Source organism: Gordonia sp. IEGM753 (assembly GCF_050321825.1).
GTDB lineage: Bacteria > Pseudomonadota > Gammaproteobacteria > Pseudomonadales > Pseudomonadaceae > Aquipseudomonas.
This window is the reverse complement of sequence record NZ_JBNQGB010000002.1, coordinates 538713-552127: the sequence shown is the minus strand read 5'-3', so window position 1 is coordinate 552127 and position 13415 is coordinate 538713. Positions and strand designations below refer to the sequence as shown.

The 13415-nt window shown below is 59.5% G+C and carries 10 protein-coding genes; 6 read left to right on the top strand and 4 right to left on the bottom strand.

Translation table 11 applies throughout. The features are described 5' to 3' along the window. Nucleotides 1–64 precede the first annotated feature (64 nt). A complete protein-coding gene (locus ACQR3R_RS15485; protein WP_428273152.1) occupies nt 65–1156 on the bottom strand; it encodes a polyamine ABC transporter ATP-binding protein in 1092 nt (363 codons plus the stop codon). Nucleotides 1157–1344: 188 nt separating this feature from the next. Further along, entirely contained in the window at nt 1345–2250 is a 906-nt protein-coding gene (locus ACQR3R_RS15480; protein WP_428273151.1) for a LysR substrate-binding domain-containing protein, read from the bottom strand. A 163-nt stretch (nt 2251–2413) separates the two neighbouring features. On the opposite strand from ACQR3R_RS15480, the gene ACQR3R_RS15475 reads away from it, so the two are divergent. From ACQR3R_RS15475 to ACQR3R_RS15460, 4 genes are all read left to right on the top strand, one after another. Further along, nucleotides 2414–4018, top strand: coding sequence for a 5-guanidino-2-oxopentanoate decarboxylase (locus ACQR3R_RS15475; protein ID WP_428273150.1), 1605 nt, complete (start codon nt 2414–2416; stop codon nt 4016–4018). A 100-nt stretch (nt 4019–4118) separates the two neighbouring features. Beyond that, nucleotides 4119–5867: an amidohydrolase family protein gene (locus ACQR3R_RS15470; RefSeq protein ID WP_428273149.1), complete on the top strand. Its 1749-nt coding sequence runs from the start codon at nt 4119–4121 to the stop codon at nt 5865–5867. Then, entirely contained in the window at nt 5864–6814 is a 951-nt protein-coding gene (locus tag ACQR3R_RS15465) for a GTP-binding protein (RefSeq protein ID WP_428273148.1), read from the top strand. Before ACQR3R_RS15470 ends, ACQR3R_RS15465 begins: the two co-directional genes overlap by 4 nt. Further along, nucleotides 6811–7566, top strand: coding sequence for a class II aldolase/adducin family protein (locus tag ACQR3R_RS15460; protein ID WP_428273147.1), 756 nt, complete (start codon nt 6811–6813; stop codon nt 7564–7566). The genes ACQR3R_RS15465 and ACQR3R_RS15460 overlap by 4 nt, the downstream gene beginning before the upstream one ends. A 1118-nt stretch (nt 7567–8684) precedes the next feature. Here ACQR3R_RS15460 and ACQR3R_RS15455 read toward each other — a convergent pair. After that, nucleotides 8685–10208 carry an ATP-binding protein gene (locus ACQR3R_RS15455; protein WP_428273146.1) on the bottom strand — a complete coding sequence of 508 codons (1524 nt, stop codon included), beginning with the start codon at nt 10206–10208 and terminating at the stop codon, nt 8685–8687. Further along, entirely contained in the window at nt 10205–10921 is a 717-nt protein-coding gene (locus ACQR3R_RS15450; protein ID WP_428273145.1) for a winged helix-turn-helix domain-containing protein, read from the bottom strand. The genes ACQR3R_RS15455 and ACQR3R_RS15450 overlap by 4 nt, the downstream gene beginning before the upstream one ends. A 152-nt stretch (nt 10922–11073) precedes the next feature. On the opposite strand from ACQR3R_RS15450, the gene msrB reads away from it, so the two are divergent. Next, on the top strand, nt 11074–11592 hold the full coding sequence (gene msrB / locus ACQR3R_RS15445) for a peptide-methionine (R)-S-oxide reductase MsrB (RefSeq protein WP_428273144.1): 519 nt from the start codon (nt 11074–11076) through the stop codon (nt 11590–11592). Nucleotides 11593–11625: 33 nt separating this feature from the next. Then, nucleotides 11626–13395 carry a redoxin family protein gene (locus ACQR3R_RS15440; protein WP_428273143.1) on the top strand — a complete coding sequence of 590 codons (1770 nt, stop codon included), beginning with the start codon at nt 11626–11628 and terminating at the stop codon, nt 13393–13395. The last annotated feature ends 20 nt before the right edge of the window (nt 13396–13415 follow it).

Below are 13415 nucleotides of genomic sequence, written 5' to 3'. Positions count from 1 at the left end.
GTCGCACACCGGCCTTTTTTGTTGTCATTAGGAGAGAGCTTTTACTGCACGTTACTGGCGGTCTTCAGGCTTGAAGCAGGAAGCTCTGCTGCACCGGCCAACTCAACCAAACCGGCGCACCACTGGGCATCAGCGCACCAGGATGATTGCCAGGTACGGACAGGTTTATCGGCAAAGTGTCGCCACTGACCTTCAGCGCCAGATGAGTGCTGGAACCTTGGTAAACCTTGTCGGTGAGTTGCGCCGGCATCACGTTATAGCCGTCGCGTTCCGGGCATTCGCTGTGCAGTTCCATGTGCTCGGGACGCACGGCCAATACCGTTGGCTGGGCGCTCAACGGTGCGGGGGCGAGGGCATGCAACACGCTGCTGCCGCAACGCCCGCTGGCGGTCGCACCATTGCGGGAAAGGTCGGCCAGCGGGAACAGGTTCATCTTGCCGAGGAACTCGGCGACAAAACGGCTTTCCGGGCGGTTGTAGATGTTTTCCGGCGTATCAACCTGCGTCAATTTTCCACGGTTGAAAATCGCGATACGCGACGACAGCGCCAGTGCTTCACCCTGATCGTGGGTCACAAACACGAAGCTGGTGCCCACCTGGCGATGGATGCGCTGCAATTCGGTTTGCAGTTGTTCGCGCAGGTTTTTATCGAGTGCAGACAGCGGCTCATCGAGCAACAGCAGTTCCGGTTCGAACACCAGCGCGCGGGCAATCGCCACCCGCTGTTGCTGGCCGCCGGACAACTCGGAGGGCTTCTTGTGCATGTGCTCGCCAAGCCCGACCACTTCCAGAATGTGCTTGACCCGGCGTTGACGTTCTTCGGCTGCGACTTTGCGGATGCGCAACGGGTACGCCACGTTGTCGCTAACGCTCATGTGCGGGAACAACGCATAACCCTGGAACACCATGCCGTAGTTACGTTTCTCGGCGGAGCGCTTGATGATGTCGACGCCTTGCTCCATCAGCTTGCCCGAGGTCGGGCTGAGGAAACCGGCCAGAATCATCAGCAGGGTGGTTTTGCCTGAGCCGGACGGGCCCAGCAGGGTAAGGAATTCGCCTTGGCGAACGTCGAGATCGACGTTATCCAGCGCAGCGAAACGACCGTAATACTGGCTGATACCTTGTGCACTGAGCTGAATCGCTGAACCGCTGGACACTATGGAGTTCCTCTTTTTATGTGCCCCGAGGCGTGCGAGGACGGATGTAAATCCGGCAGGGGCTTTGCGCTTATTATTGTTAAAAATATCGCTACATCAATGGAATTATTTTGCAGGTATTGGTTAGTTTTATTACTCAATAACGCCTGTCCGCCTCAATACTCCCACAGCACAGTGCGCTCTGACTTTCAGAGCGTGTCTTGCCACGTTTGATGGGATGACTGCAGTTGGGTCTTCACCCAATTGCTGAAGGCCTGAACCACTGCGCGCTCGGCTTTCTGCGGGTCGGCGGCCAGGTAATAACCGCGATGCAGGTCGATGGTGATGTCGAAAGGGCGCACCAGCAGACCCTTGGACAAGGCATCGCCACTGATCAGGTTGTCGCCGATAGCGATGCCCTGGCCGGCAATGCATGCCGACTGCGCGCAATGCGCATCCGAGAACAGAATGCCGCTGACAGCGTTAACTCCCGAGGCTCCGGCGGCGGTCAACCACACGCGCCAGTCCGAGTAATCGGTCATGTGCAACAACGGAAAGCCGCTGAGCTCCTGGGGATTTTTCAAGCCGCTGAGGGCGTTGATCAGCCGCGGGCTGCACACCGGGAAGAAGCGCAATGCAACGATTTCTTCAACGATCATTTCCGGCCAGTCACCAATCCCGTACGCGATGAACAGATCGGCACTTTGGTTGTTTATGTCGTCTGGCGTGCGTGGCGAAATCAACTGCAGCTGCACTTGCGGGTACTGACGCAAGAACGCGCCGATGTGGTGGCACAACCAATACGTGGCAAACCCCGGGGCGCAACTGACGCAGAGCCGGCCGGAGATTTCCTGGTCGTCCACCAACTGACCGGCGTCCAGCAGGTTCAGCAAAATCCCATGCACCTCACGCGCATAGCGTTCTCCCTGATAGGTCAGGCCAATGCCCCGGCCGATGCGCTCGGTGAGGGCAAAGCCTACGCATTCTTCCAGTTTGCTGATCTGGTGGCTGATTGCGCTGCGGGTCAGGTTCAGTTCACGGGCGGCGACCGACACGCTACCGAGGCGAGCCACCGCGTCCAGCGCGCGAAGCGCCGTCATCGAAGGAAAACGCATAAATCATCCCGCTAAATGGGTGAAGGATTGGATTAGTCAGCACTTATGGTGACGTAAATTGAACAGTCAGGCCAAAAAAAATCGATTGTTGTATCGGTTGGTTCAACAATACTAGCCCAACTTGTCATTGGGCAGTTCACGCCCGTTATCAAAGAGGTGCTGCATGACCCGTTGTGCCCAAGCGCTCGTTCAGTTGCTTGAAGGATATGGCGTTGAAACCGTCTTCGGCATTCCCGGCGTCCACACCGTGGAGCTTTATCGGGGCTTGCATGGCAGCCGGCTGAAGCACGTCAGCCCGCGCCACGAGCAAGGCGCTGGTTTCATGGCCGATGGTTATGCCCGCGCCAGTGGCAAACCGGGGGTGTGCTTCATCATTACCGGCCCCGGCATGACCAATATTCTGACCGCCATGGGCCAGGCCTATGCCGACTCGGTGCCGATGCTGGTCATCTCCACCTGCAACCGCCGCGAACATTTGCGCCTGGGCCATGGCCACCTGCACGAAATGCCCGATCAGCGCGCAATGGTCGCTGGCGTTTGTGCGTTCAGCCACACGTTGCAGCATCCCGATCAATTGCCAGAAGTGTTGGCGCGCGCCTTCGCTGTGTTTGGCTGCACCCGACCACGACCGGTGCATATTGAAATCCCGCTGGACGTGCTGGACATGCCTGCCGAGGGCCTCGATTTGCGTCCGCGTGCATTGCCGGCCGCGCCTGCTCCAGCGTCTGCGGCCATTGATGCCGCCGTCGCCCTGATCAATAACGCACAGCGCCCATTGATTCTGGCCGGAGGCGGGGCTCGACGCGCCAGTGCTGCTTTGACATCGCTCGCTGAACGTTTGCAGGCACCGGTGGCACTCACCACCAATGCCCGCGGCTTGCTGCCGCCCGAACACCCTTTATTGCTCGATGGCGTGCAGTCGTCGGTGCACGGTCGCGAGATGTTTGCCGATGCCGATGTGGTGCTCGCAGTGGGCACCGAGCTGGGCGAAACCGACTATGACTTCTTCGGTCTGGGCCCTTTGGCGTTCAAAGCGCCGCTGATTCGACTGGACATCGACCCGATGCAAGTACTGGGCGCGCAACCGGCCACCGTCGGTTTGCTGGGCGATGCCGAGCAGGGCCTGCGTGCATTGCTCGCGCAACTGCCGCAACGCCAGCCAGATCAAACCTGGGCGAATGTGCGTGTAACGCAGGTTAATGCGCTGGAACATGCCGGCTGGAACCAGAAACAGAGTCGCCTGCAAGCAGTGCTAGACACGGTTCGTGATTGTTTGCCGCAGCCGTTGATCGTCGGTGACTCGACGCAACCGGTGTATCAGGGCGCGTTGGGCTACCGGGCGCCGACGCCCAACAGTTGGTTCAACGCCGGCACCGGTTACGGAACCCTCGGTTATGCGTTGCCAGCGGCCATCGGGGCCAAATTGGCGCAACCGCTGCGCCCGGTGGTGGCGTTGGTGGGCGACGGTGGTTTGCAGTTCTCGAGCGCCGAACTGATCGCCGCCAAAGAGGCGGGTGCCGCGATCATCCTGTTGCTGTGGAACAACACCAGCTATGCCGAGATCCGCGATTACATGAACGCTCGCGAGGTGCCGTTGCTGGGCGTCGACATTCTTACCCCGGACTTCGCAGCCCTGGCGCAAAGCTGTCACGTGCCGCATCACGCCGTGCGCAATCTGGGTGGTTTGCGCGAGTTGCTGGGGCAGTTCGCCGACATTCAGACGCCGGTGATGCTTGAGCTGGATGCGGCGGCTTTCCTGGCGACGTAAAACGCTGGCGGCCGGCGACCACAATAAAAATTTCCAGGTCTGCGCCGCGCCGAGCGCACGGCGGACCTTTCTATCGCACTGAACTCAAAAGGTGGCTTACATGGCTGAGTCCGACAACTTTTCCTCGACCCATTCCACGCAAGGGACATACGCCGATCTGATCCTCGGTAACGGTCGCATCTATACCCAGGATCCATCGAACCCGTGGGCCGAAGCCGTGGCGATCCGCGACGGCAAGTTGATCGGTGTTGCCAGCCTTGGTGAACTTGAAGCCTTCAAAGGCCCGAACACCGTGTTGCATGATCTGCAAGGCGCCTTCTGCATGCCGGGCCTGCACGACATGCACACCCATCCCGACCTGGCGCTGGCGCCACGTTACAGCGATGACCTGGACGTCGGCATCGAAGACCCGACGCCTGAGCAACTGCGTGAAAGTATCCTGGCCTATGCCGATAGCCATCCGGGTGACGGCTGGATCTACGGCCAATATTGGGTGCGCTACACCTTCCGCGAGGCCGGCCTGACGCCAGGCCGTGCATGGCTCGACAGCGTGATGCCGGACCGCCCGGTGGCGCTGCTCGACCGGATGTGGGGCACCATGATGGTCAACTCCAAGGCACTGGAACTGGCCGGTATCGATGGCACCACGTCTGACCCGCGCAACGGTTATTTCGAACGCGATGAACTGACCGGCGAACCCACCGGCCTGATGATCGATGGCGCCTACGCGATGATCCACGCCGCGATGCCGCCGACCCCGGTCAGCGTGCTGCGTCGTGCCTACCGCGATGGCGTGCATTTCCAGAGTTCGCGTGGCGTTACCGCCAGTAAATACGTGCATGTCTGCGAGCAGCGTTTGCAGGCGTTGAAAGAACTCGATGACAGCGGCGAACTGACGGTTCGAATCGAAGCCGCGATTAGTTGGCAGGACGATATTTTTCCGGTGCGTCGTCGCTGGGAACTGCTCAGCGGCGAGCGTCATTACTACCGCAGTGCGCGCCTGAGTGCGAACGCGGTGAAGTTTCACTTCGACGGCACGGTAGAGCCGAAGTCTTCCTATTTGCTGACCCCGTGGCCGCAAGAGTCGAGCTGGCGCGGCAAGCTCAACCTGACCCCGGAACACATCACCGACATGGTGGTGGACATGGACAGCAAAGGCATTCGAGTGATCGCGCACTGCACCGGTGACGGTGCCTCCGACGTGTTCCTCGATGCGGTGGCCGAAGCGCGTCGTCGCAACGGTTTCAGCGGTGTACGCCATCAATGTGCGCACAGCACGTTGCTGCACCCGGGCAACCTGCCACGCTTCAAGGAACTTAACGTTATCGCTGAGTTCTCGCCGGCCGCCTGGTATCCGACACCGTTCGCCAGCGGCGCACGTTCGGGGTATGGCCAGGAGCGGCTCAAACGCATCTACGATTTCAAAGGCGTGCTCGAGGCTGGCGGCACAGCGGTGATGGGCACCGACTGGCCGGTGGCGTCGATCGATCCGTGGCTGGCACTGGAAACCATGGTGACCCGCCAAAACCCATGGAACGATGACCCTGCGTGTTTCGGCGATCCTATCAGCCTGGAACAGGCGCTGAACGTGGTCACCCGTAACGGCTCCATTGCCATGGGCCTGGAAAAAAGTACCGGCAGCCTCGAAGTCGGCAAGTCGGCGGACTTGATTGTCATCGACCGCGACCTGTTCGCCGAGCCTGCGCGTAACTACATCCACCGCACCAACGTGCTGCTGACTTTTGTCGAGGGCCAGTTGGTATACGACCGTCATTCGACACTGGCGTCGGCAGGGTTGAAAGCGGTATGGCAGGGCGAGCCGCCCGTGCTGGAAGGTAAAGCAAAATGAACACGCCACGGATCGCAGTGACCGTTGTTTCGGGGTTTCTCGGTGCCGGCAAAACCACCTTGCTCAATCGCATGGTGCGCCGTGCGCAAGGCAGTCGGCTGGCGGTAATCGTCAACGATTTTGGCGAGCTGAATATCGATGCAGCGATTGTTTCCGAAGTGACGGATGCGGTGGTCAGCCTGCAAAACGGGTGTATCTGCTGCACGGTTCAAGAAGACCTGTTGGCGCAACTGACCGGCATGGCGCAGATGCAGCCGAGGCTGGAAAGGATCGTCATTGAATGCAGCGGCGTGTCCGATCCACAACGCATTGTGCAGACCCTGGCTTACCCGCAACTGCGCAGCCAGATGCAACTGGACATGGTCATCACCGTGGTCGACGCCACCCGCCATCTGCAACTGGAGGGCGAATACGCTCGTTTGGCCAGGGCGCAAGTGGCGGCGGCCGACTTGCTGCTGTTGAATAAAACCGATCTGGTCGACGAAGAGCAATTGCAAGGTCTGCGTGAAGCGCTGGGACTTCGCACGCGAATCCACGAAAGCGTGCAGGCGCATCTGCCGGATGCGCTTTGGCTGGACACCGAACTAGACGTTGAACCGCGTGCGGTAAAGCCGCTTACGCGGGTATCGACCGATGATCACAGTGAAATGTTCAGCAGTTGGCTATGGCAAGACACCGCTGCGCTCGACGTCGAACGTTTGCGCGGCTGGTTACAGGCACTGCCCAGCGACGTGTTTCGGGTGAAGGGGCTGGTAGTGCTTGCGCAGGGCAATTCAGCACATTGGTTGCAACACGTCGGCACCCGCAGTCAGTTCTTGCCCGCAACCGACGAGGCGCAAGCTATCACTACGCGGCTGGTGTTTATTGCGCGTCGTGGATTTGATGGCTGGGAGGCATTGGGTCAAGGCTTGCAGGCCTGCAAAGTGACCGAGGGCGCACGCACATGAACCCCACCGAACAACGGTTGCGTGAAGAGTTGGCGGCTTGCTACCGATTGATCGCGCACTTTCGCATGACCGATCTGATTTTTACCCATATCTCGGTGCGTTTGCCGGGGCCGGAACATCACTTTCTGATCAACCCTTATGGGCTGATGTTCGAGGAAATCACCGCCTCCAACCTGGTGAAAATCGGCCTGGACGGGCGCGCCGTGGAGGCGTCGCAATACCCGGTGAACCCGGCAGGTTTTGTGATTCACAGCGCCATTCACGGGGCGCGCGAAGATGCGCAATGCGTGCTGCACACGCACACCCGGTCCGGTTGCGCGGTGGCTGCATTGAAGTGTGGTTTGCTGCCGGTGAACCAGATCTCCATGGAGTTTTATGGGCGTGTTGCTTATCACGACTACGAAGGCGTGGCGCTGGACTTGAGCGAGCAACAGCGGCTGGTGCAGGACATCGGTGATAAGCCGGTGTTGATGTTGCGCAACCACGGTTTGCTGACCGTGGGCGAAACCGTGAGCCAGGCCTTTTTGCGCATGTATTACCTGGAAAAAGCTTGCGAAATCCAGTTGGCGGCGCAGGCTGCCGGCGAACTGGTATTGCCATCGGCCGAGGTGTGCGCATACACCGAACGCCAGTTCAATGACCCGGGCCGACCACTGGAAGAAGGTGAGTTGAATGACCCGGACGCAATGCAACTGGCCTGGAATGCGTTGTTGCGACTGCTGGACCGCGTAGCGCCGGGTTATCGGGATTGATCCCGATCCTTTGCTGAACGCACCGCCGCCATCGCAGGCAAGCCAGCTCCCACAGTGATCTTTGTTGCTCACAAACTCTGTGCCTTGCCCAGATCCCACAGTGGATTTTTGTTGCTCACAAACTCTGTATCTTGCTCAGATCCAATGTAGGAGCTGGCTTGCCTGCGATGGCTACACCTCGGTCTGCCAGAAATCCTTGTTGGATGGGCGGGCCTGATCGCTAGCAGGCTAGCTCCCACAATAGATCTCTGTTGCTCACAAACCCTGTGCCTTACCCAGATCCAATGTGGGAGCTGGCCTGCCAGCGATGGCCACACCTCGGTCTCTCAGGAATTCTTGTTTGATGGGCGGGCCTCATCGCTAGCAGGCTAGCTCCCACAATAGATCTCTGTTGCTCACAAACTCTGTGCCTTACCCAAATCCAATGTGGGAGCTGGCCTGCCAGCGATGGCCACACCTCGGTCTCTCAGGAATACTTGTTGAATGGGCGGGCCTGATCGCTAGCAGGCTAGCTCCCACAGTAGATCTCTGTTGCTCACAGACTCTGTGCTTGCCCAGATCCAATGTGGGAGCTGGCTTGCCTGCGATAGCCACACCTCGGTCTGCCAGAAATCCTTGTTGAATGGGCGGGCCTGATCGCTAGCAGGCTAGCTCCCACAATAGATCTCTGTTGTTCACAAACTCTGTGCCTTACCCAAATCCAATGTGGGAGCTGGCCTGCCAGCGATGGCCACACCTCGGTCTCTCAGGAATTCTTGTTGAATGGGCGGGCCTGATCGCTAGCAGGCTAGCTCCCACAATAGATCTCTGTTGTTCACGAACTCTGTGTCTTGCCCAGATCCCACAGTGGATTTTTGCTGCTCACAAAACCTGTGCCTTGCTCAGATCCAATGTAGGAGCTGGCCTGCCAGCGATGGCCACACCTCGGTCTCTCAGGAATTCTTTTTTGATGGGTGGGCCTCATCGCTAGCAGGCTAGCTCCCACAGTAGATTTCTGTTGGTTACAAACTCTGTGTCAGTCCCGATCCCACAGTAGATTTTTGCTGCTCACAAAACCTGAGCCTTACTCAGATCCAATGTGGGAGCTGGCCTGCCAGCGATGGGCGCGCTGCGGTCTGTCAGGCTTGTCCGGTCGGTGTGTTCAGGTTCATCGAGCGTTCGGCGAGGGCGGTTGCGGTGTCTTCATCCACTGGCAGTGAAAAGCTGAAGGTTGCGCCTTGCCCTGGTACATCCACCAAGCGGATTTCGCGGCCGTGCAACTGCAATATGCGGTGCACGATGCGCAGCCCCAAGCCGCCGTCACGCCGCGCGCCACCGATGTTGAATGGACGCAGGAACAAGCCTTCGCGAAGTTCGGCAGCAATGCCCGAGCCGCTGTCGCTGACGGTTATCTCGACAAACTTGCCTTGCGGCGCAAGGCTGATATCAACGCTTCCGCCTTGCGGTGTGTGCCGCAGCGCGTTGTCGAACAGGTTGGTCAGCACCCGTTCGATGAGCCCAAGGTCGGCGCATACACCGGAGACCGATGGCGCGAAATTGGCCTTGAGTTGTACTTGCCGAGCTTCAGCCGTCAGTTCGAATTTCTGGAAGATGTCCTGCACCAGGTCCGTCAGTGAGAAGCGCTCCAGCACCGGTTGTACGAAGCCGTGTTCGAGGCGCACCAGCTCCAGCAGCGACTGCGCCAGACCGCCTACTTTGCGGCTTTGATCCAGCGCGATCCCCAGGTAACGGCGACGGTCCGCAGGCGACAACGTGGCGTCCTTGAGCGACAGGGTTTCCAGATAACCATGCAATGACGCCAGCGGCGTGCGCAGGTCATGGGAAATATTCGCCACCAGTTCACGTCGCTCCTGATCCTGGCGGGTCAGCGAGCGCCATTGTTCACCGAGGCGGATTTGCATCTGCCGGAAAGCTGCATCCAGTATTGCAATCTCATCATGGCTGGAGGCTTTCTCCAGCGGGTCAGCCCGTACTGGCGCTGCGGGAACGCCGTCAATGTCGAACTGGCTGACGGTTTCAGTCAGTTGGCGCAACGGTCTGGTGATCAGCGCAAAAGCGGTGAGGCCTGCAATCAAGCACAACAATGCCACCAGCCCAATCGACAACAGTGCGGTATTGAGTGCTGCGCTGGTAGCACCGCGCTCGGCGAAGCGGTCGTGCTCTTCGCCCAGCAAAACCACGTACAGATAACCTGCCGGTTTACCGTTGACCTTCAACGGCGCGGCGCTGAAAACCTTACGCGTTTCAAGGCTGCGAGGATCGTCGCCGAGAATGGGCAGTGGATCGCCCTTGAGCAGCTTCTGGATGGGCACCAGGTCAATCTGTTCCCGGCGAATTTTGCCTTCGGGTGCGGCGCTGCCGACTATCCGGCCCTGATTGTCGAGCAAATACACTTCGACACTGGGATTGACCAGCATCAGCTGGCTGAACAGGTTGCGCACCGCGTCGGGCATCAGGCCCTTGCTGTCCATCAGCACGGTGTCGTTGGCGATGTGTTGCGCCAGGTCACGTGACAATCCTTGCACCACTTCCTGCTCATGCATCTGATTGGAGCGCACTTGCATCCACGCCGATGTACCGCAGCACACCAGCAGCAGCACCGCGAACACCAGGGACAATCGTTGCGTCAGGGTCAACCTCATGACTGTTCCTCCTTGGCCGCGAATTTATAGCCACGGCCCCAAACCGTCAGGATGCGCGCCGGTTGCGCCGGGTCGGTTTCGATCTTCGCGCGCAAGCGGTTGATGTGGGTGTTCACCGTGTGTTCGTAGCCTTCATGGCTATAGCCCCAAACGGCATTCAGCAGGTCCATGCGCGAGAACACCTTGCCCGGTTGGCGTGCGAAGAAGTACAGCAGGTCGAACTCGCGGGGTGTCAGGTCCAGTCGGCGACCCTCCAGGGCCACGTCACGGGTAATCGGGTCGATCGACAGGCCTTCCACGGTCAGGCTGCCGGCGTCCATTTTCAGGTTGCGAGCCATCGCATCGACGCGTCGCAACAGGGCTTTGACCCTGGCCACCAGTTCGAACATGGAAAAGGGCTTGGCCAGGTAATCGTCAGCGCCCAGCTCCAGCCCCAGAATCCGGTGCATTTCGCTGGACCGAGCGCTGGTAATGATGATCGGCGTGTAGCGCGCCATGGCGCGGGCGCGGCGGCAGATTTCGAGGCCGTCGACGCCGGGCAGCATCAGGTCGAGGATCAATGCATCCCAAGTGCCTTGCTGCAGCCGCCGCATGCCTTCATCGCCGTCGGCGCAATGTTCCACCTCGAACTGCTCATCGCGAAGATGCAGGCAGATAAGGTCCGCGATGTGCACATCGTCCTCGACTACGAGGATGCGTTTGGTCGGTTCCATCAAGCTCAATCCTTCAGCGCAGTGGACGCATTGTGCGGGTTTTCCTCGGGCTGAGTTATCACGAATTGTTTAACTCCCTGTGAGGATTTGGCGATCACCCCAAGCCTAGGCTGTGTTCCATGAAAGGCCCTTGGATTTTTTGGGAGAAGACCATGTTTTCACGACGGCAGTTTCTGGTAACGAGTGGCGGAGTGGGGCTTGCAGCCCTGGCGTTAGGGCTATTGCCATCATTTGCCACGCGTTCCGCACTGGTCAGCGAGGCCGACGCGGCAGAGGAGTTTGAGGTGACTCACAGCGACAGCGAATGGCGCGCCATGCTCAGCGCCGAACAGTACGACATCCTCCGTGAAGAGGGTACCGAAAGGGCTTACAGCAGTGCACTGAACAACGAACATCGCGACGGCACCTTCGCGTGTGCCGGTTGCGACCTGCCGCTGTTTTCCTCTGCCACCAAGTTCGACAGCCGCACCGGTTGGCCAAGCTTCTGGACGCCGCTGGACAAGGCTGTGGCTACCCGCCAGGACAGATCGTTTGGCGTGCTGCGCGAAGAGGTTCACTGCCGCCGCTGTGGTGGTCATTTGGGGCACGTCTTCGATGACGGTCCAAAACCGACCGGTCTACGCTATTGCATGAACGGTTTGGCGATGACTTTCGAGCCGAAAACGGCCTGATTATTTCTATCACTTTTCATGCAGGTCCCTCTTATGTGGTTACTGATTCTTGCGTACCTGGGCGGTGTGTTGACGATTGTCAGCCCATGCATTCTGCCAGTGCTGCCGTTTGTATTCGCTCGCACCGGGCAACCGTTCATGAAAAGCGGTTTGCCGCTGCTGGCGGGCATGGCGTTGACCTTCGCACTGGTCGCCACATTGGCGGCAGTGGGCGGTGGCTGGGTGGTGCAGCTGAATCAGTACGGTCGTTGGCTGGCGTTGGTGTTTGTCGCGTTGTTCGGGCTGACGTTGCTGTTGCCTCGTTTGGCCGATCGCTTGACGCGGCCACTGGTGGCGGCCGGTAGTCGTTTATCGGAAGTCGCTGGTGCCGATGCCCGGCCACGTCCCGGCGCTTCGTTTCTGATCGGCGTCGCCACGGGCTTGCTCTGGGCACCTTGCGCGGGGCCGATTCTGGGCTTGTTGCTAACCGGCGCCGCGCTGCAGGGCGCAAGTATTGCCACCACGTTGTTACTGCTGGCGTATGCCGCCGGTGCCGCGACTTCCCTCGCCGTGGCGTTGTTGCTGGGCGGTAAGGTTTTTGCTGCGATGAAGCGTTCCATCGGCGCTGGCGAGTGGGTTCGCCGGGTCCTGGGCGCCGTCATGCTGGCCGGTGTGGCGGCCATTGCGCTGGGCCTGGATACCGGCATTCTCGCGCGTTTTTCGACAGCCTCAACGGGCGGTATCGAGCAGGCACTGGTAGGACGGCTGGCCGGGAAATCACCGAACAACAGTGCGCCGATGACTGCTGAAAACTCTGCTGGTGCGATGCCAGTGGCAGACAAAGCGCCGGGCACGCTGCCGATTGAAGGCAATCTCCCACCGCTCGACGGAGCCGTGCAATGGCTCAATTCACCCCCATTGGACGCACAGGCGCTGAAAGGCAAAGTGGTGCTGGTGGATTTCTGGACCTACTCCTGCATCAACTGCCTGCGGACCTTGCCGTACGTGAAGGCGTGGGCCGAAAAGTACCGTGATCAGGGTTTGGTCGTCATCGGCGTGCACGCGCCGGAGTTTGCCTTCGAACGCAATGTCGGCAACGTCACTAAAGCCATGAAAGACCTGGGCATCAACTACCCGGTGGCAATCGATAACGACTTCAAGATCTGGCGTGCCTTCAACAACGAATACTGGCCGGCGCATTACTTTGCAGACGCTCAGGGACGCATTCGTTATCACCATTTTGGTGAAGGTGAGTACGCCGAATCAGAGCGCGTCATTCAGCAACTGCTGCGAGAAGCAGGCGCCGCGAAAGTCGCCGACGGCTTGATCAATGCCGATGCCAAAGGTGTGCAACAGGCCCCGGACATGAGTGAAGTGCAGTCACCGGAAACCTATGTGGGTTTCCAGCGCGCAGAGCATTTCGTGCCTGAAACCGGCCTGGTCCCGGACAAGGAATCGGCCTACACCCCGCCAGCGCAATTGGCACTCAATGACTGGAGCCTGGGCGGTCAATGGAAGGTGGGTTCGGAGCGAGCCATTTCGGGCACCGCCGCTAGCCGCATCGTCTATCGCTTCCATGCCCGCGACCTGCATCTGGTGCTGGGCCCTGGCGCGGATGGCAAACCGGTACGTTTCAAAGTGCTGATTGACGGTAAAGCGCCCGGTGACGCCCATGGCATGGACGTTTCCGCCGATGGCAGCGGCAGCGTCACCGAGCAGCGTTTGTATCAACTGGTGCGCCAGCCCGGCGACGTGACGGACCGTACCTTCAGCATCGAGTTTCTCGACCCGGGCGTTTCGGCCTATGCCTTTACCTTCGGTTGATCGTCATTCCCACTCTTCAG